Genomic DNA, 26,311 nt, shown 5'->3' on the forward strand with positions numbered 1-26,311 from the left:
ACCTTCAAAGGTTTCCAACAGTTTGATGGATTCTCCCTGACGCTGCCACAGTTGAATCGTGTTGTCTTCACTGCTCGATGCCAAAAACTGACCGTCGGGACTAAAACGAACGCTGTGAATCTGGTCTTTGTGGGCGCGAATCGTTTTGATTAGCCTCCCGTTGAGCTTCCAGAATTTTAAGGTGGCGTCCCCAGCACTGACGACAAATTGACCTTGAGGATCGAAGGTCACTGCATTCACGTCCTGGGTGTGTCCTTTGAGGGTCGCCACTAAGGTTCCATCGAGGCGCCACAACTTGACGGTATCGTCGCTACTCGAAGAGGCGACCAGTTGACCGTCGGGGCTGAAGCTCACATCGAGTACCAAACCGTGATGACTCGATCGCGAATCGCAATTTTTCCCCTTCGCCAGCTCGGGTGTGGTTTCGGTATCCACAAACGTCCGAATCAGTTTTCCCTCTCGATTCCAAAGCTTCACCGTACAGTCTTCACTACCGGAGACGAGGTATCGACCGTCTCCACTAAAGCTCAAAGCGTAGACTTTATTCCGATGACCTTTAAGGGTCGCAATCGGGGTTCCATCGAGTTGCCACAACTTGACGGTGGCATCCCAACTCGCAGAGGCGAGGAGATCGCCATCGGGGCTGAATCGGACTTTGGTCACCGGTTCGTCGTGAGAAAGTTTGCGGGCGAACGTCCCATCGGAGCGCCACAATTTAACGGTACGATCGGTACTGGCACTGGCAATGGTTTGACCGTCGGGACTGAAGCTCACATCCCAGACGCTATCTCGATGGCCTTCGAGACGATTGCGCTCTTTGACGTGGTGAACGGCTTGCTGAAGGGTGGTCAAAATCCGCAATCGGGTTCGATCGTGTTTCTGTTTTAAGCGATCCCATTTTTGCCAAGCTCGCAAGCTCTCCATCAGGGTATCGACCTTGTTGGGGTTCGACAGGAAAAAGACTTCAGCGGCGATGGTTTTGGAAATGACTTCTTGCTGCTTTCTTTGATTTTGCAGTTGTGTATTTTTGGCAACCACGCGCTGCCAGGAGAGGACGGACAGACAGCTCAAACAAGTTAAACCAGCGACAAGCCATTTTAACTGACCATTGCGCCGTTCGAGTTGCCGTTGGCTAATTTTTTGCGCGGCTTCGCTGCGAGCGAGTCTTTTGGCGAGGTTGACTTCGATACGCTGGCGGATCGGGGCGACTAAATAGTCGTGGACGAGTTGGTAGCGTTCTCCCGACTCTTCTCGATGGCGAAAAATCAGACCCGAACCTTCAAAAATATTCAGGATCAGTTCGAGTTGTTGGGGAACATCGAGGGGGGAATGCCTGGGTGTAATTTTAGAAACAAAGGAGGTATTCGAGATTATCGGACTGGACACGCCGATGGCATTCGAGAGTTCCTGTCGGGTTCTCAAGGGACGGTTATTTTTCTCATCCACCAGGGCCGATAAGACTTTCCAGGCGGCTTTGGCGTTCTCCGAACCGCAATCGCGGATAATGTGTACCAGCGATCGCTCAATGAGTTTGTCTTTGGGATTCGACCCCAACAGCCAATATTGACTTAACGAGGTAATATCTTCTTCTTGCAATTGCGCCCCCACCAATTGCAGTTCGATCGGTCGCACTTTACCCAGTTCGCTCGATAAATCTCGTACCAGTTGTTCGATCAGATCGGCATCGAGTTGAAAATGAGTTTTTCGGGTGAGTTCTTGAATAATATTGCGCGCGTCTTCTGGGAAAAAGTTGCCCAATTGATAGCGAATATTTTTATCGAGGATGTTATTGTTAATCGCATCGAGATTGGGAAGCCGATCGAAGTCAAGTAAATAATGAAGATAGTCTTCGCGCAGGGAGAGGATAATTTTGACAAAGGGAAGATTCAAGCACTCGCATAAAAACTCGTAGAAGTCTTTACGATTGGCTTGATGGCCGTAGACAAAGAAGAATTCTTCAAATTGATCGAAAATTAAGACCGTGAGTAAGTTACAACTGATATTTTGCCGCAGTCGATCGAGAATGGCTTTTGGCGACCAGTTGAAGCGCTCGTCGGGTTCTTGCAAATCTGGGAGAGGCTGGCAATCCCCAGCGCAAGCAGCGGTTAACCGCTGCCCCAGTTCTCGACTCCAGTCGGTATAGGTGGGTAACACCACGGGGACGACGGCTCGTTCCCCGATCGCTCTTTGTTGCAAGGTGGGAACCAAGCCGGCATTGAGAATCGAGCTTTTTCCCACCCCAGAATTACCGTGAACGATCGTCAGTTTGTAATCGTCGCGGCTGACGCGCTCGAGCAAGCGGTGGATATCTTGCTGGCGGCTGGCGGCCGTAATTTCCTGGGCAACGGTGGCCGTGCGCGAGGTTTCCCAAGCCGGATTGCGCGTTTGCTGCTGTGGCTGTAGCTGCGCCGCCCCGATAAAGGCGCGAAACCCGTATTGGTGTTCGATTTTGTGCTGCTCTTGCTTGATGGTAAACGCATCTAAATAGCGACCCCGATTGAAGTAGAGCGATCGCAATTCTTGCAAAATTTGGATGTAGAGTTGCGGATCGTGTTGGTGAAGGGGGGTATCGTCGCGGACGCGAATGTCTTTGGCGATTTCGAGATCGACGGTGGCTAATTGAGCGTTACCGAGGTGGTTGCGAGATCGAGCGAGCAACAAGCAATAGAGGGCTTTATGTTGGGGTTTGGGGGTGGCAGCGCGTTCGATAATTTGCAGGGCTTGTTCGGCAAATCGCTTGGCAGATCGCCATTTGAGACGACCGAGAGCCACTTCCGCTAGAAAACCGTAGTCTTGAGCCAGTTGAACGTCAAAAGAGGCTTCTTGGATTTTGGCTAAAGTTTGATGGAGATCTAAGGATTTTTGAGCTAAGGTTTCGAGTTCGCTCCAGGCTTGCAACTGCCGCAGAACCTGACCGAGTTGACCGATCGATTTCGCCACCAAATCCTGACGATTCGATCGCTCGAAGGTCTCGATGCACCGTTCGAGAAATCTGCGCGCGTCTTTCCAGTGACGCTGATTTTGACCCGGATGCAAATCCGCTTTACGGCAGTAACACAGACCCAAGTAGAAGAGTAAAACCCCCTCGCGCTCTTTAAATTGGACGGGGTTGAGGGCGTCGGAGGATGTTGCGCCCTCGATCGGTTCTGCTTGCCAAAACGCCAAACTGCGCTCGAAGTGTTCTAAAGCCAGATCGAGCTGGTCGTTGGCATAGTCATCTCGACCGAACACAAATTCTAGACTGGCTGCCAGAGAGGGCTCTAAACAAATGCCGCGATCTTCTAGGTCTTTTTGTGCCAGGGTTAACACTTGGCGGTGGGGGGAACCCATTGCCAAATTCAGTGCCTCGTTGGCTAAAAAGGGATTCGCACCCACTTCTAGGGCTTTGGAAAAAATTGTTTCCGCTTTCTGGCGTAAAAAATCGATCAGTTCTTGGGTGGAAATTTCAAATTTGATAGAACTGGCTGCCCAACTTTTAAAGTCTGGCGCGTGTCGAATCAGCTTTTCTAAAACCCAATCGTTGACCCATAAAATTAAGGGAAATGGAAATCTCTTGCGAAATTCTTCTCGAACTTGATTCGTTGAGTTCAAAACGCGATCGATTTCCGTCACCGATTCTAAGTTAAAAATGGCTAAAGCCTCGGGGCGATTTTGGCTCAGACAATCTTGAATGGTGGTGTAGAGGGTTTGGACGGAATCGGGTAATTTAAATTCTTTTAGGTCGATGGATAACTTGGTTTTGACTCGATCTGACATTTGCTCTGCCAACCAAGTATAGTTGCAACGAACGAGAATTAGGGCAAACTGACCTTGAGATAGAGAAATAGCTCGGACAAGAGTTTTTAACGAGCGTTCGTTGTAAGCTGCAACATCATCAACAGACAGCAAATTTTTCATGTTTCGCTAAAGCGTTAGAACGAGCTAGAATCGAGCGAATTTTTAAGCACAAATTGATATTGTGTCGCACTAAATTGGTAGGCGAGAGCATTGAGGCTAACTCGTCCATTTTAACGATTGAGACTTCAAAGTGGAATGATGGGTAATACCCACTATGTACGTTAAAAACTATTTTTTTTTATGAATTCACAAAGTTTGCACGATTTTTAGCATCGGGCGATCGCAGGCGACGATATCGTTGTATGCGCTGATGTATCTGCAAGGGGTTGAAATCCAAAATAAACCCGGACATTTAAAGCTACTTTAAAGCGCTCTTCACTTCGATTCAGACACCCCATCGATAGCTCCCTCAGCCGTCTGATACCTTCAGTGAGGGCGATCGCGGATATCTCTGTCTATTTCTATCGTGCGTTCGCTCCTCTTTTCCCAAACTTTACGTTTCCATCGATTTGCGCTCTCTTTACTATTACTTGAAACTTCAAAAAGAACGCACTCAAAACCATCGATCGGGTCGAGCGGACTTCACACTTTTGAAAAAAAAAGGTGGGTTACAACCCACCTTTCTACATTAAACTTTCACAATTAAAGCGATGTTAGAGAATTCGCTCTAGAGTGCTTCTGCTTTCGCAACAACGTTATCGACGGTGTAGCCGAATTTCTCCATAGCGATGCCGCCGGGTGCGGAAACGCCGAAGCGATCGATACTAATGGTATCGCCCTCGGAACCGACGTAGCGCTCCCAACCGAAGCTGCATCCCGCTTCAACGGCCAGACGCTTGGTAACCGCTTTCGGCAGTACGGACTCGCGATAAGCCTCATCTTGCTCTTCAAACAGCTCCCAAGAGGGCATGGAAACGACCCGGACTTTCTTGCCGGATGCGGAAAGCTTCTCGGCGGCTTTCACGCACAGGGACACTTCACTACCGGTACCGATCAAAATCAGATCCGGCGTGCCGTCGCATTCAACAACAGCGTAAGCACCTTTTTCGACCCCTTCAATAGAGCTACCGGCTAAATTGGGTAAGCCCTGGCGGGTGAAAGCCATCAGCGTCGGACGCTTGCGATTGGCGATCGCCACCTTATAAGCTCCAGAGGTTTCGTTACCATCGGCCGGACGCATGACGATTAAGTTGGGGATGGCTCGCAAAGAGGCAATCGTTTCCACCGGTTGGTGGGTGGGACCGTCTTCACCCAGGGCGATGGAATCGTGGGTCATAATCCAAATCGCACCCGCTTCAGACAGAGCCGACAAGCGAATCGCCGCCCGCATGTAGTCGGTGAAAATCAAGAAGGTGGCACCATAGGGAATCAGACCGGAATTATGCAACGCAATCCCGTTACAAATGGCTCCCATGCCATGTTCGCGGACCCCGAAGCGCAGGTTGCGGTTTTCGTAGGCTCCCTTCTGGAAACTTCCGGACACCTCCATGAAGGTGAGGTTGGAGTGAGTGAGGTCGGCAGAACCGCCCACCAGTTCGGGAATCACCTCAGCCAGAGCATTGAGAGTAATCTCAGAATTCTTACGAGTGGCAAGGGCTTTATCTTCAGGGGTGTAGGTAGGCAGTGCTTTCTCCCAACCCTCAGGCAGCGTACCGCTGGTGATGCGCTCGAACTCGGCGGCATCGGCGGCATACTTAGCTTTATAGTCTGCGTAGGTTTTTTCCCACTCGGCTTCAGCTTCTGCACCGCGATCGACGGCTTTGCGGAACTGAGACAGGGCATCTTCGGGAACCACGAAGGGCTCGTGGTCCCAACCTAAATTCTTGCGGGTGGCCGCCACTTCATCGCCGCCGAGAGCCGCACCGTGAACGCCGGCGGTATTTCCCTTACCAGGAGACCCGTAACCGATGGTGGTGGTCACTTTAATCATCGTCGGCTTGTCGGTCACCGCTTTGGCTTCTTCGATGGCTTTGGCGATGCCATCGATATCGGTGTTGCCGTCTTCGACGTGAAGCACGTGCCAACCGTAAGCCTCGAATCGCTTGCTCACATCTTCAGTGAAGGCAACATCCGTGGAACCGTCAATGGAGATGTGGTTATCGTCGTATAGGGCAATCAGCTTGCCGAGTCCCAAGTGACCGGCCAACGAACAGGCTTCCCCGGAAACCCCTTCCATGTTGCAGCCATCGCCGAGAATGACGTAGGTGTAGTGGTCGACGATCGTCGCGTCGGGCTTATTGAACTTGGCTGCTAAATGAGCTTCGGCCATTGCCAAGCCCACACCGTTAGCAATTCCCTGTCCCAAGGGTCCGGTGGTGACTTCTACCCCTTTCGTCTCGAAGTTTTCCGGGTGTCCGGGCGTGACCGATCCCCACTGGCGGAATTGCTTGATATCGTCGATGGTGACGCTATCGTAGCCGGAGAGGTACAGCATGGCATACTGAAGCATGCAACCGTGACCGGCAGACAGGATGAAGCGATCGCGATTGAACCAATCGGGGTTCTTGGGGTTGTACCGCATGATGCGATCCCAAAGGACGAAAGCCATGGGCGCGGCCCCCATCGGTAATCCCGGATGGCCGGATTTCGCTTTCTCTACAGCGTCAATTGCCAGAAAGCGGATGGAATTAATACAAAGTTCTTCGAGTGATTGGGTGGCAACAGCCATAGTCTTCTATCTTATTGACAACGTTTGAGCAAGGACTGGAGTCAGTTGTACGGGATGCAGTTCGGACTGCCCTTTATAATTTCTTTATCATCCCACTACCGGGATGAAGCGGCAAGAGGGCGCGGCAAAATGTCCCATCATCTGGTGATGTTTTCCGATATTGCCTTAAATCCTCTCGATCGCTATTTTGAAAGGCAAATTTCAAGCATACTTCTGGAAGACTAACGTCACGTTATGACCGCCGAAACCGAAGGAATTGGAAAGAGCCACATTCACGGTTTTGGCACGGCTGCCCTCGGAAATGTAGTCTAAATCGCATTCGGGATCGGGTGTCTCCAAGTTAATCGTCGGTGGCATCCGATCGTTTTGAATCGCCAACACCGTTGCCACCGCTTCGATTCCACCGGAACCACCCAGGAGGTGTCCGGTCATGGATTTGGTCGAACTAATGGCAACGCGACGGGCGTTTTCTTCCCCTAATGCCTTTTTGATCGCCAAGGTTTCAGTCTTATCGTTGGCGGGAGTACTGGTTCCGTGAGCGTTAATGTAATCGACGCGCTCCGGTGCCATCTGCGCGTCCTTGAGCGCCAGTTCGATGGCGCGGGTGGCACCGGTTCCTCCCGGAACGGGTGAAGTAATGTGATAGGCATCGCAAGTCATGCCGTAACCCACGATTTCCGCATAAATCTTCGCACCGCGACTGAGGGCGTGTTCGAGTTCTTCGAGGAGTAAGATACCCGCACCTTCGCCCATCACGAAACCGTTGCGATCGAGATCGAAGGGACGACACGCCCGCGCCGGATCGTCGTTGCGCGTGGACACCGCTTTCGCCGAGGCAAATCCCGCCACCGATAGGGGGGTGACGGCCGCTTCTGCCCCCCCGCAAATCATCGCTTGAGCGTAGCCCCGTTGAATTAAGCGGAATGCATCTCCCACGGCGTTGGAACCCGCCGCACAGGCGGTCACCGGACAGGAGTTGGGACCTTTTGCCCCGATGTGAATAGCCGTTAACCCCGCCGCCATATTGGCGATCATCATCGGCACGGTGAAGGGCGAGCAACGAGACGGACCGCGAGTTAGGTAAACCTCGTGCTGTTCTTCCATCACATCTAGCCCGCCGGTGCCCGTCCCGACCATCGTGCCCACCTGTTCTGCATTCAAGTCGTTGATGACAAACTTCGCATCGGCGATCGCCTGTTTGCTGGCAGCCACCGCAAATTGTGCGAAGCGAGCCATACGTTTGGCTTCTTTTCGCTCCATGTATTGATGGGGGTCAAATTGTTTGACCTCACCGGCGATGCGGCAAGCGTGTTTCGATGCATCGAAGAGGGTAATCGGACCGATACCGTTACGCCCAGCTAGCAATCCTTCCCAATATTCTTCGGGGGTATTGCCCACTGGTGTAACCGCACCCAGACCGGTAACAACAACACGTTTGGTTTTAAAGTTTGTCATAATCTCAGTCAGTGGCGAGGGATTCAACACCCAGAATGCAAAACAGAAGAAGGGACTGAGACTTCACGGTGTTGGCTTTGCTGTGCGCGCGCGGAGCTCAGTCATTAATTCAGGCAAGCTGAACTTAGGCGGTGGGGACTGTGATGTTATGCCACAGAAGCGGTTTGCTCTTTGATATAGTTAACGGCTTCTTGCACGGTGGTAATGCCTTCAGCGGCTTCATCGGGAATTTCAATCTCAAATTCTTCTTCCAGAGCCATGACGAGTTCGACTGTATCTAGGGAATCCGCACCTAAATCATTCACGAAGTTGGACTCGGCTGTCACTTCACTTTCTTCAACTTCTAGTTGTTCGACTACAATTTTTGTAACTTGGCTCAAAATGTCGTCTTGGCTCATGGGGATATTTCCTCGTTAGGTTGCGCTCGGGAGCTTGAACGATCGATGGAGATCGACTCAGTCTCTCGAATCGCTTATGTTATCACAGTTGCCATCAAAGGGTTAAAACAATATGACGTTCTAACCACCAGGCATTTCTCATCTTATCGGAAAGCGTGACTTTCTATCGCCCGATAGGTCTACGAATTGAGGAAGGTTTGGGGGAAAAGGCCATGAAAAAGCTTGCCAGGAACATCGTTACGCCACGTGCAGCTTTTCGCTCGAATGGGGATGGAGGAAGGCACGCCGATTCGCCATTTCTCTTTCCCCATGCAAGATTTTAGGCAATTGAGTTGAACGTGCCACTCGTTTGAGCCATGTTTTGGCAATTTTTGATTCGGCTAAATCCTCCCCCAACCCTCAATCGATTGGGGTGAATTCAATGGCAAACTTAACGTCGCGATGAAGACTCGCTTCCAGAGTTGCGAACGCTGACGACTTTACCGAGGAGATCGTACCAAAAACTCGCTCCCATAGAAATCGCAAGACCGCTGACAACCCAACCGATGAAGCGTTTGAGATAGGGGAGCGGCCAGCCTTTGTTTTCGCGGGCTTGTTCGGCGACAAGATTGGAACGCCAGCCCAGGGGAAGCGACGCTTCATCGAGAGAATCTTTCACTTCTTGGGATAATGCTTTGAAATCCTGGGCGGTGGGTTGACGACCGCCGGCGACGAATTGACCGGCATTTTCGGTAATCGCCGCGCGCAAGACGGAGTTTTTCGACAAACTTTCAGTGATGTACAAACTATCGGCATTGGTTGCTACGGCAACAATAATCCCAATTAATACAGCAATCCCTCGGGCATTACGCTTGTAGACGCCAGAGGAGCGGCTCATGGAAGCATCGAACCAATTTTCAATTTGTAATTGCAGTTCGGACACCTCATCTTCAATGTTTTCTTTTCGAGATTGGATGCGATTGCCTAAAGCCGCCAGACTATTTTTGACGGGTGCGGGCAATTCCGGCAAACTTTCGATGACGTCGGTAATGCCTTGATGGGATGGGCTATTTTTATCTTCGAGGGCTTTTTGCAATTCAGAATACATTTTGGGCTTATCCTGAATCATCTCTACCACTTCATTCATGCTCGGTTTTAAGGATTGAATTAAGACCGAGCGTTCGGTTTCGCTATAATTTCTATCTTGAATGTACTGAACCCGATACAGGAAAACGTTGAGGTAGGTTTCCGGCTGTTCGATATAGTTTTGACAATTTTTCAAAAAGGTATCGAGCCGTTGATTCATCCGATCGAGGGTATTGGGTAAGTTGACCCGCCGCGTGCCAAAATCTTGGACGCTGGTTTCCCAGTCTCGATCTAAAGCTTCCAACTCTTGCGTGACGATCGAACGAGCAGAATCGCTTAGATCGATCGCTTTGAGAATTTTTAAAATATCTTTGAGCTGTTGCTGTTTGAAATCTTCCAGGCGAGCCATCGTCACGGCTTGACCGATTTCTTTTAATTTAAAAGTGTCGATTAAGGTTGTGGCAAAGGCTTCAGCAGGAATGTAAGAAGGAGCGCTAGAATCTTTTGTAAAGGGATTTTCCGCACCGGTTAAACGATAGAATAATGAAATAAATAAGTTAGCAAACTTGCGGAATCCAATTGCCAATCTACCTTTGGCTTCTTGGTTTAAACTACTGATGAGCGGATGGTGATAAAGTCGATCGCTTAAATTTTTAATCTCTTTGGCATTGGGAGAAACTTGACCGCTAGCGAGCATAATCTCGATCGAGTTTTTGAGATGTTCTGCCCGCCATTGCAGCAACGTCGTAATTAATTCTTGAATTTCTGAGGCTAACAGGCTTAAAGTTAAATAGGTAAAAATTAAGCCGATAGCAATATCAACAACAAACGGTAGATTCATCCTGCATTTTTCTCCAACTTGACTCGGTCAGTAGACTTTCGCAACCCTCACCAAAAATTAAAAGGAACCCAGAACTCGTGACATTGAAGGCTCTTTTCCTTTTCCGCTCGCCCTTTTTTTGACTTCTCCAAACGTCAGTTTTCCTGAAGTTGCCTCGCCCAAAAGCCCATTCTCCGTAACATTCGGCGGGCTGGAAATTCGAGGAGATGATGTGGACTCGCACATCGAGAGCAAGGGTACAACACCGGGGTGAATCTCCTCGCGGGTGAGGAGGGCGCTCTATTTCTCACCCTCATCCGAAGCTGTCAGATCTAAAACTGACGTTTCTCAAAAGGGTCTGATGGCTTCATCCAGTTTAACCCGCACTCGGTGCGATTTGGGCATCGAACACAGCCAAAAGTATTGTTGCGAAAGGGGTTTGACCGTTACCTCCCTTCACCCCCAACATCCACCTTCACGAGTATGCATCCATCGCGAGGGCAGTGGCGATCGCTTGGGTTTCAAACCCTTTTTTCTCGGTTTGTCGAGACGAGGCAATCGTGCTAAAAATAGTCATTGGCGATCGAATCAAACACCGTTTCCATCGCAGCGAGTGCCTTTTCACATAATTCCTGGGAAATACACAACGGCGGATTGATGCGAATCTTAGGACCGTAGCACATCATAATGATGCCAGCTTCGATCGCCCGTCGGAACAATTCCCCGGTAATTTCCTTCTCCACAGGACGGCTGGGGTCGCCATCTCGCACCAGTTCGATGCCCAGCATCAACCCCGTCCCGCGAACGTCGCCGACAAAGGAGTAGCGTTCTTTAAACCCTTGAAGTTTTTCGAGGAACCACCCACCCACTTGCCGGCAATTTCGATCGAGTTCTTCTTCGACAATAATTTGCAGCGTTGCTAGAGTCGCTGCACAGACGATGGGGTTGCCGCCGAAACTTGACGAACTGCCGCTGGCTTTCGCGAAGGGTTCGGCACTAGAAAACTCGTCGTTGGAAATCAAACCGCTGATAGGTAAACCGTTCGCCATTCCTTTGCCGACGATGACGACATCGGGATCGATTCCCGGCGCACTAGAGGCAAACATCTCCCCAGTTCGACCAAATCCGGTGATGATTTCATCGACGATGAGTAAGGCGTTGTAGTCTGTGGCAAGCTGCCGCAAGGCGGGTAAAAAGGGCGGTGGCGGGACAACGTTGCCGTTAGTTCCCTGAATGGGTTCGACAACGATGGCGGCGAGGTTTTGGGCGACTTCTCGTTCGACGGTTTCTCGGGCGAATTTCACGCATTCGAGGTTGCAATCGGGGTAAGTTAATTTGAAGGGACAGTGGTAGCATTCGGCGTAGGGAACCTGGGTGTAGCCGGGAGGTAGGGGTCGGTAGTCTTTCTGAAAGTCAACGCCGCACAGTCCCAAAGACCCTAAGGTTTTGCCGTGAAAGCCGCCCCAAAAACTTAAGAAACTGGTTTTTTTCGTATAGGATTTTGCCAGTCGCAGAGCAGCTTCTACCGCTTCGCTACCGCAAGAAAAGAGCTGGAAGCGATCGAGATTTTCGGGAGTAAGGGTCGCCAGAAATTGCCACAGTTCGGCGCGCACTTTGGTACTGAAGCTGCCGACGATAACTTTCTGAAGTTGTTCGGTGACGACTTTAATAAAGTGGGGGTGAGAGTGACCGATACTACAGACCCCAACCCCAGCAAATAAGTCGATGAAGGCGCGTCCTTCTTCATCCCATAAAATTGCCCCTTCTCCTCGATCGAGAACTAGTTGCGATCTCGAGGCAATTTGTTGGATTCCAGGCATTAAAAACTGGCGATCGATTTCAAATACTTCTGACATTTTTTTGATTAGATATAATTTATATTAATTTCGATTGTGTCATCTAATATGATTAAATTCTTAAAATAATTATTTTATTTTAACTCTGTTTTTACTAGTGTTTTGTTTATTTTTAATGACACTTTCTAAGTTAATCAAAAATTAATTTTTTATAAAAATAAAATCTAAAAACAACGACTAAACCGCGATTTTTAACGTCGGGCTATAAGTTTCTAGAGGCAACCAACCCCCACCATTTTTACTCGATAGATGAGCTTTCTCGATTGCCTCGGCAACGAGCCCCGCCTCCAAAAGTGACTCTGGCTCGAAATTCCCAGTTTTAATATGTTGTTGAACATCGCGAATGACAGCTTTAAACCAACTCGAATGGGATGGATCGTCGAAATCCGTGGGAACAATGCAAGCTTGATAATTACCGTGACGATCGATGAGCGTGACATCATCATTATCGATACAAATTTCTCCCAATGTTCCCTGCACCCGGAACGAAGATTTACGCGCCGATCCGATCCAACTCAAACTTATTTGCAATAAAATGGGATGCCAATCCAAACAAATTAAAGCTGTATTTTCAGTTTCATATTCGTCGTTTCCTAAATTTTTAATATGGGCAGAAACTCGTTTCGGACAACCACCAAAAAGGGAATGAGCGATCGACATTAAATGAACGCCGTGGTCGATGGCAATACCGCCACCCGAAATGGGTCGATCGCGCCGCCAGTGGGGTTGCCATTCGGAAACGCCCCGCGCGTGACTGACTCGAAAGACTTGAAATGACGCAAACAGCGGATCGCCAATTTTCCCACTTTGAATTAACTCCGCCGCACGTTGAACGGATGGAGCAAATTTATAGTTATGACAGGGATAGAGCAAGCAATTTTGCTCCCGTGCAAATTGCGATATCTCCTCAAAACTCGCTCGCTCGATCGCCAACGGTTTCTCACATAAAACGTGTTTTTTCGCAGCCAGGGCTTTCCGGGTTGCATCCAGGTGAAAGGCATTGGGAGAACAAATATCCACTAAATCGATGTCATCCCCTTTATCTTGCAACAAATCCTCGATCGATTCGTAAACGTCGATATTTGGATGCAGTTTCAATGCCACTTCTCGACGTTCTAAAACCGGATCGACCACAGCTATTAGACGCAGATCGTCACAAGACTGATACGTGGGTAAATGACCGTTTTGAGCAATAAATCCGAAACCAATCAGCGCAATTTTCACTGTTTATGCCGAGTTTTGAGGGAAAAATGTTAAGTATCCTATGATACAACTCTTCTGTGGCTTGGAGAGCTTCGGGGGCTTCGGAAGCATCGAGAGCATCGGGAGCATCGGGAGCTAAATCTTCTCCCGTTTCTCCCCTGCTCCCATTTCTCCAATTACGCCACCCAAACCGGTGGTTCGGGCAAGGTGGCGTAAAGTTCGCGCAACCGCACCAAATCGCTGCTAAACCAGCCATCGATCCACTGACGGTATTGTGCGACGATCGCATCTTCCCAAGCGCCGTGTTGCAAAATCTTAACGATCGCCTGTCCGGCCATCATTCCCGACATCACTGCTTTGAGAACGCCGTGGGAGGAAGCCGGATCGAGTACTGTTGCCGCATCTCCGACGGTAAAATAACCCGGTCCGGCTGGCTTGGCGACCGCTCGCCAGGTGACATCGGCCCTGCGGATTCTCCCCTTGGGAACCAGCCCGGCAAACTCTTGGGGCATCCAATCTTGGTCCAAAAACTGGGGAGAGAAAAATAGGCGAGTCCATTGATAGAGGTGGGGCCGTACCTTTGCCGTCCACGTCCAACCGCGATCGTCAGCAACAATAGCTGGGGCGCGATCTCGGGCGGGACAGTTGCCTTCGCCGTAGCCGTAGTAAGCCGTCAGCCGGGGGGAGTAGCGAATCACTTCCATTCCCAACTGCCGCGCCAGCCAATGTCCGCCTCCTGCCGCATCGATGAGGAACTGCGATCGCACGGCCCCAACAGAGGTTTGCACCCCCGCCACGCGCCCCCCTTCGACGAAGAGATGCTTCGCCCGACAGGGTTGGAGAACTCGCACCCCCAAGGATTGGGCCCGATCGAGCAACATCGAGTCTAAATCGGCGCGCCAAGCCTGGAACCCCTGCCAGGATCCCGTTCGATCTTCACCGAAGGGAACGAAATGACGAGTTCCACTCCACTGCACCCAATTCCCCTCATGGCGCAAGAATCCCGCTTCCCGTACCGGTTGGGCGACTCCTAACTGTTCCAATAGCGGTTCGATGCCGGGGTGAAGGGTTTCCCCCGGGCGTTCGCGGGGAAATCGCTGCCGTTCGAGCATCATCACATTTAACCCATGCTGAGCGCACCAAATCGCGGCCGCAGACCCGGCAGGTCCGCCGCCAACGATCGTGACATCCGTCCTATAGCGTTCTAACCGCTTCCCAGATTCCATCATTTTGCAGTACCAAAACTTGGGGTAGAGACCCCACAAACACAACAATGCGAGCGCGAATTTCGTAATGAACTTTGCGCAAATCCGCCGGATGGGGCAGTTCGCCGCCGCGACGGATAAATTCAACCCGATATACGTCCCCTTGCAGCCGAATCCCGGTTTGCGCCTCGGCTTCCTGGCGTTGCGCGGCAGTCGTTCCCACCTCCCGGAATGAGAGAACCGCCCACAAGTGCTTTGCCGAACCGCCAATCCTCGCCCCGCCATAGGCCCGCGCCATGGTTAAAACTCGGGCGGTATACTCGCGAACGTCTACCTTCCCCGTCAATGCCAGGGAGAACTTGCTATCGAGGGTATTCTCTACATAATCCACGTAGTCAAAGCGGGTGTATTCCACCACCGGTTGGTTTTCCCGCAAGACCACGCGGGGACCATCGACTCCATCCCAAGCGGAATCGTGAATTTCCGTGTCCGTCAGGGGGCTGACGGTGGGGAAAATCTGAGAGAAGCTGCGTCCGGCATCGGGGGCAACCGCCGGCCAAAAGGTACTCAAGGCCGCGCAGAGTTTGGCATCCTCGGGGAACGGACTGCCCAACCCGTAAGCTGCCAAATGCTCCGTATCCCCGGTGCGATCGCGGCTGGTATCCCATCCCGGCGCGAACACCCCAGCCGCCCCATCGGGGAGGTAGGCGTGGCGTTGGGTATCCCCCAGACTCGAGGGCATCTGCCGCACTTCCCCCTCCAGCACCATAGACACGATCGCCGTTACCGTATCGTCTTCAGGCCGAAAATCCGCTCCATTTAACTGGAGGTTCGGGGCGAGGCGTTCGTCGGCTAAGGTCAGCGGCGGGGTTTGCCACAGGGTCGATCGCAACCCCTCCGGTACTCGCTGCAACCACCACTCCATGAGTTCTCGCTGGTCGCAGTTGGGGTAGAAATCCGGGGCCGTCACCATGGAATAAGCCGGGATGGTACGGGGCAAAGCTGTGGCTAATTGGGGACAGGACACCTCGATCCACCCATCGCCGGTAAAGTCGATATAGTGTTGCGCCCGATAGTTCCCCCGGCGCACTTCGTCGGCGACATCCGGCACTTGGTTTAAGTCTCGACTCCGGCCGTCCGGGAGGATTTGATGGCGGACGTGGACGTATTCCGGGGCGCGGCGCAGTCCCCCGTCGGGTTCCATCAGTAGACTGGGGGCCCAAGGGTTACGGGGATTGGGGGGTACGCGGAAGGTGAGGGGTTGGTTTCGATACTGGGCAGCTTCGATGAAGTTGGGATGCACCACCGGAACCAATACTCCCGCCCCATATTCCCCATCGGCCGACCATTCGGCAATTGAGTCGGTAAAGATGAAGGGAGGGTTGCTAATATCCGGTTCTCCCCAATCGCTGTCGTGACCTTGGTTTTTGAATTCGAGGTGAATGCGCCGAATTTTTTCGTTGACGTGGTGGGCATCCAACGTCACCCCTAAATCCAAGCCGCGAATGCATTCCGGACCGTCGAAAAGTTTGTGCAGGGGAACCCAAAATTGACGATCGCGATCGCTAATTTGTCCCCCTCCGTAGAGTTCGGGATGCTTCTGGCGGAAGCTGAAATTCATCGGTCCGAAGGTCTTTTCTTCCCCCCCACGCTGGACGGCAATGTAGGCAGAATACCGGGCTGGCAACACCCGAAAGGCGCGATCGTCTCCTTCGACAAAGGGTAAAAACCCCCGACGGCGATTATCGTATCGCGGGGCTGCCGTTCCCACGCGGGCAACACCCGTTCGGGAAAAACACAGATCTGCATGTTGGCGGTGGACGGTTTCCGCACCGGGACGGTATTCCGAGGCAAATACGACAATGGCCATCAAGTCCCCCTCGGCCCGATTGATGAGGTCGGCTAGGGATGGGGGACGAACGCCGAAGACGTAGTTTTCGATCGCCTCAATTTCTGCAAGGGTGGGAAATAGGGTTAAATCTTCCCCATTTGCCCCCTGGGTGACGTTGGGAGATGCCAAGGCGTGGAACAGCAAACTGCGGGCGGGATTGCCCGGTTCGATACCTCGCCTCCCTTCAAAGGCAAAATCTTCAAATCCAGGTAGGCTGCGATCGATATTCGGCAGTTCTCGGATCAGTTCCGCCGCTAAATCCGGGGCGGTGATATCCAATCCGTGGCGCAACATTAAATCGCCCCAGCCAGCAGTTGATAGGCGATCGCAAATTTGTTTAATGGTATTGATTAGCATTTTTTTATGGGGTGTAGGGAATGGGGAATGGGGAATGGGGATAAGGGGTGACTGTAGGGGCGCGCGCATTTGGGCGATTAATTTTTGCTCAAACGACACCTCATCAATCCAAATGCTTCGCCCTCTCCGGGTTTAGGGGAACAACGAAGAATATAGGTTTTGGGAGGAGACCCCCCGATTCCGGGTTTGACAGTCAATCTTAGGGGGCGGACAGAATCATCCCAACCCAACACGACTCGCGCCATGCCGCTCACCGATAACCGAACGAAGAATCAACGTTACGGGAGGGCGTTAGCGAAGCCATGCGTGAGGGCTATAGCATTCGGGCGCAGATTAGTCGCGAGCAATGGACTAACCTGCCGAATGCTTTGCCCCTACAGACCTCCATCAAACAACCCCGGAAAACTTCAATAAGTCCACCATCCCAAACTCTCCACTGCGCTGACCGAGGGTCGGTTTCCACATCGGGGCCTGACGCAGGAACGACATGCGATCGCCCTCCAACATCCCGATAAAGACCTCTGCGACGATGCGACCGCCCACGGGACCGAGGGTGCGACCGTTGGCGCGCTTATCCGCTTCCCGGAGAATGTAGAACCACAGTGGCGTGCGGTGTTCCATCCCCACACCCAAATCTGCCAAATCTGAGAGTTCGTCCGACCCTAAGGGATCGAGGAACATCGCTAAGGCCACCGCTTGTCCCGAAGGCAAGCTGAAGGTGAGGTGGCGCAACAGGTTCCGCTGGGCGAGGGAACTGGGGTTGCTGGGCATATTGGGGGGAATGAAGGGCAGGCGGAACAGCGGACTCGATAGGGTGGTGTCGATGCGCTTGCTGTACTGCGGGGTACTGCCGTCGATGCTGAAGAAGGTGCGCCAATCCACTGCCCGATCGGCATCGATGCGCTTATCTCCAGACAGGTCGTTGCTTCCCGGTGCGCCGAAAATGGGAACCTCGGCACCATTATTGAAGGTCTCGTTGATTTTGAAGCTGGGTCGCACTTGGCTGTGGCCGAAGCGATAGGCGGCGACGGAGAACTCGACGGGAATGAAGGGTTGGTTCGCCCAGTGGTAGAACCGGCGACCCCGGAACAGAACATCTTCAACGACTTCGGGTCCGACGAGGTTGGGTAAGAATTCGTGCAACACCATCCACTGATAGTGCCAGCGCACTTGTTGCTGGGCTTCTTCTAAGTCTGCCCCTTCTGCGTCGATGACGGCGTTGTGGAATTGAATGAAGGCGGCGTGCAGTTGGGAAACGATGAGGTTTTCGTCGTTGCGCGGATCGCCAATTAGGGCGACATCTTGGGAGTTACGGGGCAAATCGTTGGGGAAACCGGGGTCCGTGAGGAGTTTACCGCTCATCGGTCGTCCTTTTTCATAGAGGAACGGACTGGCTTCGGCACCGGAACCGTAGAGACTATCGAGTTCGAAGACGGGGGTGCGGAAGTTTTCGATCGATTCGGGATCGACGCGCCGTTCCAGACTGGAAGTGGGATCGAATGTGAGATCGTGGTCGATAAATTGCCCGAGAAAGGTAGCCCCGGATGGCAAGTTGAAGTTATCGAGATTGGCATCATCTCCTTTATCCATCGGACCCCCAGCTTTACCCACTTCCATGAGGGCTTCTCGCACCCGTTCGGTATCGGGTAAAAAGGGCGGCAGGGAGGGAAAGAGTCTGCCGAATTTTCCGGTGTTAAAAAACTTAGAACGAGGGGGAACGATATCCCGTAAAGACATTTGACCGTGTCGCATTATATTCTCCTGATGCGTGTGGGGGGAAATTATTGAAGTCGCGAGAAGGTTTGGTTGATGGGTAGAATTTGCACCCGAATGCTTCGCCGACTCAAAGGGCAATACCAAGGCAAAACTCAAAGGACAAACTTAAAGTGCAAACGTCGCTTTTGATGCTGGATTTCCAACTCAAGAGGGTTGCCAGGTTTTAATAAATTCACAAATTCAATTTGACCTTTGGTCTTCAGATCGGACCGTAAATTTTGATGGTTTGTCCGAGTCGCCTTGATGTCATATATCTATCGACAACTTTTGTCCTCTATCCGGACTATCCCCTGATTCTTTAGATAATTTATCGTTGTTATTTCTAGTGTGTCCTCTGAGGGGGAATCTGACAGTATCCTCGAGGGGTACTTCCTGGAAATCTCCCACGCCTCGGGCAATCTATCGCCACCGCGACATGACTCGCGAACGTTGGCAGGAGGGAAAAGACCTCGGGAAGATGACACAGTTGTCTGAATTGTCAAAGGTCGTCGTGGTGAGTGCGATCGCTTTAGAAATCCTGTTGAGTGAGTCTCGTTTCTCGACCTGGTTTTTCGATCGCGACACTCGCATCTCCAGCCGCGCATTGTGTAACGAAATATGTCACGAAATGTGTCGGTGCGCGCCCAGACCAAAAACTCCAGAAAATCAGATTGGAGCGAGAATGGCGATGGGTTGCAAAATTCTAAGCTCTCGCAGCCCGGAAAAAGTTAGAGAAAATTATCAAAATTTTCCCGAACGAGCGATAATTATTAAAAAAAGCGAAATAAACCTCGATCGACATTCGATTGGATTCTATATCCTAACGATCGGTGCGATCGATGAGGGGATCGATTTTTCTAAGCTACTTAAACATTAATATAATATTTTAAGAATTTCAACAATTTGCGTTAAAATTTAAATTCATAATAAAACGATACTGAGTTCTCAAAGATGCATAGCAAGAGCGGTGGTTGTTCCATCGAACTTCTATGCCAAGTTACTGCGGCAAAATTCAACTCAGCGGCGTGGAGATCGATACAAGTTCTAGAAACGCGGGTTGAGCCAACCCATCTCATCTGTCTATAGGAAAATACCAATGTCTACATCTACCTTGGCCGGTCATAATTCAGCCAATGAAACCCTTGCCAAGCAATGGGCGAAGAAATACGTCCAGAACCTAGAACTTGAAACCCAAGACGAGCAACTTTCCGATCGACTCAAACTCACCAAACTCGTCTCCCAAGCCGGACGAGAACGCACCGCGCAAACCCTCTGCGATACTCTCCGACTCGTCAGCGCTCAAGCCTGGAATAAAACCGAAGCGCTACTAGCGAGGGAAGTTCAGCGACATCACATCGATCCCAAACTCATCAATCCTTGGGATATTGCCGCCGACTCCTTTCGCATCTACGATAAAGTTTTAGCGGTCTACACCCAACAAGCCAAGCCGCAAAATATTTCCGTTTCTGTCGCCATGGGGGCGGGTAACGGTTCCGGGCATTTCTACGAACAGGAAGTGGAAGTGGAAACCGATCGCGTCCCCCCCAGCCGCCTCGCCACGATCGTCGGTGGGGATATCGGCGTCATTCGCAAAAAGTATACCGCCACCGATCCGCGCCTAATTGGGTTTGTGAGCATGCAGTTTCACTACACCAGTCAAATGTTGCTGGAGTTACTCTCTCCGGTGGAACAAATGCTGGTGGGATCTTATTTCAAAGTCATCGACGACCACCTGTACATGCCCCTCCAACGGGCTTACGAAGCAGCCGCCAATCTCGACTACAATTCGCCGATTTTGCAAGCGGTACAGCATTGGTTACCCTTGGGAACGGAAATCGCCACCTCCGTGTGCGGGCGCGCCGTCAGGCAGTATCCCAACTACATCAGCTATACAGGTAAACTCAGCAACCCCGTGGTGCGGATTTCAAGCATTCGAGATGTGGAAATGTTTCAAGTGTATCTGTGGGTTTGCGCCCTCGAAAATAGTATCGACGTGGTGCAGGAAGAGCTGTTCCCGTTGTGCGTGATGCTCTATCCCCCCCTCAAAGTCAACTGGCATCTGGTGCGATCGCTCATCGATTTACTCTACCAAGAAGTTCGCCATCGCCTTCAACCGACAGAACTCAATATCTTCAGTTCCTATCTCCATGCCTTAGAAACCATGTTCTCGCCGGAGGTTCTTGGGTAAAAACGGTCAGGTTTCGGGGTCGTAGTCCGAGCAAGTCGCGCAAGGGCCGCCAGGATTGACCGCACAGAGTAGAAATGCCGAACTCGCGTTGTAGCGGCAAGTTCGAGTCCGATCGATCCGACCGGACAATCGCCAAATGCGCTGGCGATAATCGTTAATTTGGCGCTTGATGCGGTCGTGAGACAGGATTCGCAGTCTCTGCTCGATCGAAGAGGACATGATTGGGCGCTCTACATTGATATTGGATTCGTAAAATCTCTGAATTTAACATCAGTTTTGCTTAAGCTACCTCGCCGGGATGTAGACTTTGGGTGACGTTCGGGGGTCGGCCAACCTCTTGAGAGCAAAGCGACCACACTGGCTACATCTGGTTGCTCAGGAGGAAAGTACTCTATCCCCATTCTCCATACCCCATTCCCCGCCTTCACTGGAAACAGTTTTATCCAAAACTGACGTTAACTTAATTTTAACTCTCCCATTGGGCGATCGTCGAAATGACGCACGCTCGATCGTTCGTTGTCGATTCTCTTCATCTTTTCATATTTCCTCCCCCTCTCTCTCCGCATTTTTACCCTCTTCTGGATTGCTCGTATCTTTGACCCTATCCCACATTCAGGAAATTCGATCGAGCGAGAATTAAAAATGATGGTAAAAGTTTAGTCAATTTTGCCAAAAGTTTCCGGAAATGCGCCTCAACTCTTGAAAATAAATATATAAACAGATAGCTATAGCCAACGATCGATAGAATCAGAGAACCACTCTATTCTGGTAGGCCGTCAGTCGATCGCATGAGTCAATCAATTGCAAGCGATCCGCGATCGCAGAAGCGAGATCGCTCGCTCGACATTAACTCCAAACATTATTAAAAGCGATCGATCTTTCCAGATCGGCAACTTTTACATTCTTTGTAAATGGATCGCAAACGAATGAAAAATCCTGTCAGGGCTAGTTGAGCGATCGGTTCAACCTGTCGATCTTTAGCCTCCATAATTTGCAAGCAGCATTTTTAAATCGCCCAAAGCGTTCAGTATCAATCGATGTGCGAGTTTTAACCCAGTCACGGTCGATCGACGATCGACAATTTCCACATACATCAACTGTTAAGGATTTTAGGCATTCATCATGCCGATAGTAAATCATTTAGGTTCGCCCAATTCCAGGTCTCGAAACTGATTTTTTGGGGCGAGTTATATCTTGAAATCGATAAAATGTAAACATTTTGTGGAGAGAATTGAAAAAAAAAACAAACGCGCTATACTCTAAGCATTCAATTTTTCGGAAAACCGAAATTCTGAAATACATTTCTGTAACTAATTGAGTATTTTTGTGAGTTAAAGCGACCTTCCACAGGGTGTTTTTACCAAAATGGCCAACCTTATCTCTGTGGAAAAATCATGGCAAACATTACAGGCACGTTAATTCCCGATCTTATTATTCCCGGCAGTAATCTAGCAAACGGACAGCTCATTCCCGATCTGCTTGATGATGATATTATCGAAAGTCTTGACGGAGATGATGTTATTGCTGCGTTATCTGGTAACGATCGTGTTTCTGGCGGTAATGACGACGATTTAATATTTGGAAACAGCGGAGACGACACTCTAGAAGGAAATTCCGGTAACGACACACTCTTCGCCGGACAAGATAACGATCTCGTATTTGGAGCAGATGGCAACGATTTGCTTTTTGGCAATCGCGGTCAAGATAATATTCGTGGTGGTATTGGAGACGATACAATTTTTGGGGGAAAAGACAACGACCTCATTCAAGGGGAAGAAGGAAACGACGTTCTTCACGGCGATTTAGGAGCTGACACTGTTAATGGTGGGGGTGGAGACGATACGTTTGTGGTGGCTCGTCGCGCTGATGCTCTCGATGCAGCTTCCACTGGCGGCGCTTTCGAGCAGGATGCCGATGTCTTCCAAGACTTCCGCGAGCAAGGCAATGACGTAATTCGCCTCGAAGGAGGACTGACCTTCGCCGACTTGCAGTTCACCGACCAAACAGTCAACGGCGTTTTCACCGGCAATGCGATTATCCGCGATGGGGGCGGTACGGGGAACTTCTTGGCGGTGGTTGAAGGACACAAGGCCGCCACACTGGCAGCCAACCCCCAATGGTTCGTCACCGACCCCCCCACGCCTCCTACCGGCACACCCGGAACCACGGACTTATCCGTCACAAAAACCGTGACACTGGCGAACGATGTGGATATGGACGGTCAGTTCGACCCCGGCGACACCGTTCAGTATAGCGTTCAGGTCAATAACGCCGGACCGGCGAACGCTACGGGCGTTCAACTCACCGAGACCCTCCCGACAGGTGTTACCTTCGTCAGCGATAGCGCCACCAGCGGCACCTACGACAACTCTACTGGCATTTGGACTGTGGGCAACGTCAATAACGGTGGTTCCCAAACCCTGACGGTACAAGCCACCATCGATGCGGGGGCCACCGGAACGATTACCAATACGGTAACGGGTTTAACCGGGGCGCAAACCGACCCCAACGCGGCTAACAACACCGCCAGCGCACCTTTCATTGTTAGCGTTGCCGGAGATGGAGATACGGAAGACCCCAGCACCCCGGAACTCGTGGATGGCGAAACTATTGTCGTACAGCAAAATGGGGCGACGGGTTTCTTCGTCCAGGCCACGGATAATGCCGGCACTCCCACCTACTCTGTTACCGGAACCACCCGTAATGGTTCGACGGTGCTGACGAATGTTGTCGATGTCAATTCCACCACTGGAGAACTGACCGTCCTCGATGCCTCTCAATTCAACGGCAGCGACTTCCTGGATGTGGAGATTACTGCGACCGATGCGGCTGGAAACACCACGGCCGGGACGATTCGCATCTTCGCCAACATCAACGAAGCGGTCAATTCTGTCAACTCCAAGATTGGGGATGGCATGGATGATAGCTTCGGCGATACGGCAGTGGATACGGTGTTGGTGGGACCGGGGAACTTTGGCACGAGTACCATCAGCAAATCGGTAACCCTGCGCGGTGCGAATAGTGGCGTAGATGGAGATAGCAGCAGTCGCGGTGACGAATCTGAGATTGCCGGACTTGTCAGTTTTGTCGGCTCACCCACCAACGTCACCATTGATGGATTCGAGTTCAATGGTAGCGGACGCATTGATGGTAGCAATGCCGGCAATGGTCTGACGATTGAGAACAATGTTTTTGACGGTTCGATGGACGATGCGATCGAGATCTTTCCTGGCGCTGGAACTTTGATTACCAATGTGGCGATCCGCAATAACCTGATTCAGAATACTTTAGAAGAAGGAATTGATGTCCATCGCATTTCCGGGTTGATTAGTGGTAATACTTTGGAGAATATCGATATAGGGGGTTTCGAAGAGGGTATCATTCTGAACGGAAATGTGAATGGTTTAGTGGTTTCCGATAACGACCTCACCAATATTGAAGGCTCAGGAATCCTGCTCACTGGGGGAGCGGCTAATGGGCTTACCATTCAAAATAACCGAATCGATATGGCCAACCAAGGTAACTTTCCGGTTGATGGGGGCATTGATGTGGTTGCTGACGGTCATACCAACTTGATGATTTCGGGCAACGCAGTAACTAACACCAACAATGGCGCGTTGTACGTTGAAGGGGTTGGGAATCCCGTGACGGCAAACGGGAACATCTTCGACGATGCAGATGCCACAGCAGACGGTATGGCTCCTGCTTCTATCTTCAATGATGACCCGATGCAAAGCGTCTTCAGTATCGGCAACACTCTCGCCAACAGCGTACCCATCGGTGCGGGTAACATTGCTGGAGGCGGTGCGGCTGATGTGATGTTGCTTGCTTAATTCGCGGCCTTTATAGCCAAGCGCATAACAGTTAGGACGAGTGAGATTCCGGTTTAGTTTTTAGAAATCGGGTAGGGGTCAACGGCCATTGACCCCTACAGTCCTTGCGTTACCAAATTGAATGTCCTAAGCGCGCCGCACTTGGCTATACATTCCTAAAAATTGTCTGCGCATAACCGAACAATTCCACCTCATCTGAGGTGGTTTTTTGGGTTGTGGATGGGTGGGTTTTGACGGAAATGGGCGGGATATCTTCGTATGATGTAGGGGTCGGTTGAGCCAACCCATTAGGCCTGCACCCAGCAATAGAATTCAAAATCATATGACATAGACGATCGAATCATCCGGTTTAACCATGACGTATCGGGGCAGATTTTCACCAAAATGCGCATTCATCCTTTTTCGTGCTGTATTCGTTGGGTAAATTCATGGGCGGGTCGTAGATTAACACTATCGCTCCTGCTCTCGATCTCCTTCGATACAATCAGTGTAGCGAGTGGTAGGGGACACATCTGAAATGTCGATCGAACTGACCCGGCGCAAATTTACTGTCGCAGAATACCATCTGATGGGGGAAGCGGGGGTATTTTCCCCAGGCGATCGCGTCGAACTCATTCGTGGGGAGATTATTCAGATGGCAGCCATTGGCAAAAGGCACGCAACTTGCGTTCGGCGACTCATCTATCGATTAAGAGATTTACCGAAAAAACAAGCTCTTATCGACGTACAAGATCCTGTCGAACTGCCACCGGATAGCGAACCCCAGCCGGATGTCGTGCTGTTGCAATTTCGCGAAGATTACTACGAAACTGCTCATCCTAGGTCATCGGATGTATTGCTCCTTGTCGAAGTGTCCGACAGTACGATCGAATACGATCGCGAGGTCAAAACTCCCCTCTACGCTCAGTCTGGCATTCGAGAAGTGTGGATCGTTAACCTCGCAGAAGATTGCATCGAAATCTATCGCCAACCCACTGCTAACGGATATCAATTCGCTCAAAAAGCCCATCGAGGAGAAATGGTTTCTCCCCTGGAATTTCCCGAATTCGAGATCGATGTCAATTTTGTGTTAGGGACTTCAAGCGCCCAAAATTGACGATTCTTGCTTCTGTGTTTAAAACTTATAGTCAGGTCGGTGGGCAGTTCGATCGCAAATGTAAAAATACAGCCACTGCACTTAAAACTGCCCACCCTACAAATATTTGCTTGCGATCGAACTCTCTGAACCCGCGCCTGACGTTAAGACCGTTTCTAGCACAGCAAGGTGTTTGCTGAGTACTGAATGCTAAGTGCTGAATGCTAAGTGCTGAATGCTGACAACGTCCCTTAAAACTTCGCCCGAATCGTAAAAGAATAGTCTCCTCCCGGTTCGAGTTGGTAATCCCATTTTTCGAGAAACCGACCTAGGGGTTCTTGAATCAACGCTCGACCTTGAGAGGGTTGGATAATCAGGCGATCTTGACGGAAGCACCACCGGAACTGCCACGCGAAGTCTCCCGCGATCGCCTCCCCTTCCAAGAAACCCTGCGGTATGGAGCGATCGGTAATCCGAATGTGGGCTACGGTTTTAGGCAATCGATTTCCACTCACCCCGACACTGCAAGCTAAACAACTAACGTTAGAGGTATTGGGAAACCGAAATTGAAATCGTTGAAACGCTGATTGGCCGTCGATTTCAAGGATTTGTAGCTCAAAACGATAAAAGCCTCGCCTGGAGAGGATTTCAAGGATTTTCGAGCCGATCGCCCAACAACTGTGTTGAATGAAACGTTGACTTGAC

16 protein-coding genes are annotated in these 26,311 nt (G+C 50.9%); 4 read left to right on the top strand and 12 right to left on the bottom strand.

The features are described 5' to 3' along the window. Together AC2215_RS23790 and tkt are read right to left on the bottom strand one after the other, a co-directional pair. The coding region (locus AC2215_RS23790; protein ID WP_486812505.1) for a WD40 repeat domain-containing protein at positions 1-3,897 on the bottom strand (3,897 nt) is incomplete at its 3' end. Positions 3,898-4,504: 607 nt separating this feature from the next. Then, positions 4,505-6,505, bottom strand: a complete 2,001-nt coding sequence (gene tkt / locus AC2215_RS23795) for a transketolase (protein WP_486812506.1) — start codon at positions 6,503-6,505, stop codon at positions 4,505-4,507. A 24-nt stretch (positions 6,506-6,529) separates the two neighbouring features. Here tkt and AC2215_RS23800 point away from each other — a divergent pair, with 24 nt between their 5' ends. Next, positions 6,530-6,730, top strand: a complete 201-nt coding sequence (locus tag AC2215_RS23800) for a hypothetical protein (protein ID WP_486812507.1) — start codon at positions 6,530-6,532, stop codon at positions 6,728-6,730. Here the strand turns inward: AC2215_RS23800 and fabF are convergent. The 8 genes from fabF to AC2215_RS23840 form a co-directional block, all read right to left on the bottom strand. After that, positions 6,707-7,960: a beta-ketoacyl-ACP synthase II gene (gene fabF / locus AC2215_RS23805; RefSeq protein ID WP_486812508.1), complete on the bottom strand. Its 1,254-nt coding sequence runs from the start codon at positions 7,958-7,960 to the stop codon at positions 6,707-6,709. The two genes, AC2215_RS23800 and fabF, sit on opposite strands and share 24 nt — an antisense overlap. 146 nt (positions 7,961-8,106) lie before the next feature. After that, positions 8,107-8,358 carry an acyl carrier protein gene (gene acpP, locus AC2215_RS23810; protein WP_486812509.1) on the bottom strand — a complete coding sequence of 84 codons (252 nt, stop codon included), beginning with the start codon at positions 8,356-8,358 and terminating at the stop codon, positions 8,107-8,109. Positions 8,359-8,788: 430 nt separating this feature from the next. Then, positions 8,789-10,264, bottom strand: coding sequence for a hypothetical protein (locus AC2215_RS23815; RefSeq protein WP_486812510.1), 1,476 nt, complete (start codon positions 10,262-10,264; stop codon positions 8,789-8,791). Positions 10,265-10,806: 542 nt separating this feature from the next. Continuing rightward, entirely contained in the window at positions 10,807-12,099 is a 1,293-nt protein-coding gene (locus AC2215_RS23820; protein ID WP_486812511.1) for an aspartate aminotransferase family protein, read from the bottom strand. Between the two features lie 177 nt (positions 12,100-12,276). Further along, positions 12,277-13,323, bottom strand: coding sequence for a Gfo/Idh/MocA family protein (locus AC2215_RS23825; protein WP_486812512.1), 1,047 nt, complete (start codon positions 13,321-13,323; stop codon positions 12,277-12,279). A 155-nt stretch (positions 13,324-13,478) separates the two neighbouring features. After that, positions 13,479-14,531, bottom strand: coding sequence for an NAD(P)/FAD-dependent oxidoreductase (locus AC2215_RS23830; protein WP_486812513.1), 1,053 nt, complete (start codon positions 14,529-14,531; stop codon positions 13,479-13,481). Further along, the gene (locus AC2215_RS23835) at positions 14,497-16,755 is read right to left on the bottom strand and encodes a hypothetical protein (RefSeq protein WP_486812514.1); all 2,259 of its coding nucleotides are present in this window, start codon (positions 16,753-16,755) and stop codon (positions 14,497-14,499) included. Before AC2215_RS23835 ends, AC2215_RS23830 begins: the two co-directional genes overlap by 35 nt. Positions 16,756-17,142: 387 nt before the next feature. Next, the gene (locus AC2215_RS23840; protein WP_486812515.1) at positions 17,143-18,507 is read right to left on the bottom strand and encodes a peroxidase family protein; all 1,365 of its coding nucleotides are present in this window, start codon (positions 18,505-18,507) and stop codon (positions 17,143-17,145) included. 1,099 nt (positions 18,508-19,606) lie between these two features. On the opposite strand from AC2215_RS23840, the gene AC2215_RS23845 reads away from it, so the two are divergent. After that, positions 19,607-20,698 carry a hypothetical protein gene (locus AC2215_RS23845; protein WP_486812516.1) on the top strand — a complete coding sequence of 364 codons (1,092 nt, stop codon included), beginning with the start codon at positions 19,607-19,609 and terminating at the stop codon, positions 20,696-20,698. A gap of 6 nt (positions 20,699-20,704) precedes the next feature. Here the strand turns inward: AC2215_RS23845 and AC2215_RS23850 are convergent, their stop codons facing one another. Continuing rightward, entirely contained in the window at positions 20,705-20,917 is a 213-nt protein-coding gene (locus AC2215_RS23850) for a DUF6464 family protein (RefSeq protein ID WP_486812517.1), read from the bottom strand. A 1,175-nt stretch (positions 20,918-22,092) separates the two neighbouring features. Here AC2215_RS23850 and AC2215_RS23855 point away from each other — a divergent pair. Next, a complete protein-coding gene (locus AC2215_RS23855; RefSeq protein WP_486812518.1) occupies positions 22,093-24,531 on the top strand; it encodes a right-handed parallel beta-helix repeat-containing protein in 2,439 nt (812 codons plus the stop codon). A gap of 517 nt (positions 24,532-25,048) precedes the next feature. Next, the gene (locus AC2215_RS23860) at positions 25,049-25,627 is read left to right on the top strand and encodes a Uma2 family endonuclease (protein WP_486812519.1); all 579 of its coding nucleotides are present in this window, start codon (positions 25,049-25,051) and stop codon (positions 25,625-25,627) included. Positions 25,628-25,857: 230 nt separating this feature from the next. Here AC2215_RS23860 and AC2215_RS23865 read toward each other — a convergent pair whose 3' ends face one another. Further along, a complete protein-coding gene (locus tag AC2215_RS23865; protein WP_486812520.1) occupies positions 25,858-26,121 on the bottom strand; it encodes a DUF3146 family protein in 264 nt (87 codons plus the stop codon). Between the last annotated feature and the right edge of the window lie 190 nt (positions 26,122-26,311).

It is taken from the genome of Zarconia sp., assembly GCF_057467645.1.

Excerpts from the sequence above, each read along its gene's own strand:
- tkt (WP_486812506.1), bottom strand. The coding sequence starts at position 6,505 with ATGGCTGTTGCCACCCAATCACTCGAAGAACTTTGTATTAATTCCATC.
- AC2215_RS23815 (WP_486812510.1), bottom strand. The coding sequence starts at position 10,264 with ATGAATCTACCGTTTGTTGTTGATATTGCTATCGGCTTAATTTTTACC.
- AC2215_RS23860 (WP_486812519.1), top strand. The coding sequence starts at position 25,049 with ATGTCGATCGAACTGACCCGGCGCAAATTTACTGTCGCAGAATACCAT.
- AC2215_RS23855 (WP_486812518.1), top strand. The coding sequence starts at position 22,093 with ATGGCAAACATTACAGGCACGTTAATTCCCGATCTTATTATTCCCGGC.
- AC2215_RS23835 (WP_486812514.1), bottom strand. The coding sequence starts at position 16,755 with ATGCTAATCAATACCATTAAACAAATTTGCGATCGCCTATCAACTGCT.
- acpP (WP_486812509.1), bottom strand. The coding sequence starts at position 8,358 with ATGAGCCAAGACGACATTTTGAGCCAAGTTACAAAAATTGTAGTCGAA.
- AC2215_RS23830 (WP_486812513.1), bottom strand. The coding sequence starts at position 14,531 with ATGATGGAATCTGGGAAGCGGTTAGAACGCTATAGGACGGATGTCACG.
- AC2215_RS23845 (WP_486812516.1), top strand. The coding sequence starts at position 19,607 with ATGTCTACATCTACCTTGGCCGGTCATAATTCAGCCAATGAAACCCTT.
- AC2215_RS23840 (WP_486812515.1), bottom strand. The coding sequence starts at position 18,507 with ATGCGACACGGTCAAATGTCTTTACGGGATATCGTTCCCCCTCGTTCT.
- fabF (WP_486812508.1), bottom strand. The coding sequence starts at position 7,960 with ATGACAAACTTTAAAACCAAACGTGTTGTTGTTACCGGTCTGGGTGCG.
- AC2215_RS23820 (WP_486812511.1), bottom strand. The coding sequence starts at position 12,099 with ATGTCAGAAGTATTTGAAATCGATCGCCAGTTTTTAATGCCTGGAATC.
- AC2215_RS23850 (WP_486812517.1), bottom strand. The coding sequence starts at position 20,917 with ATGTCCTCTTCGATCGAGCAGAGACTGCGAATCCTGTCTCACGACCGC.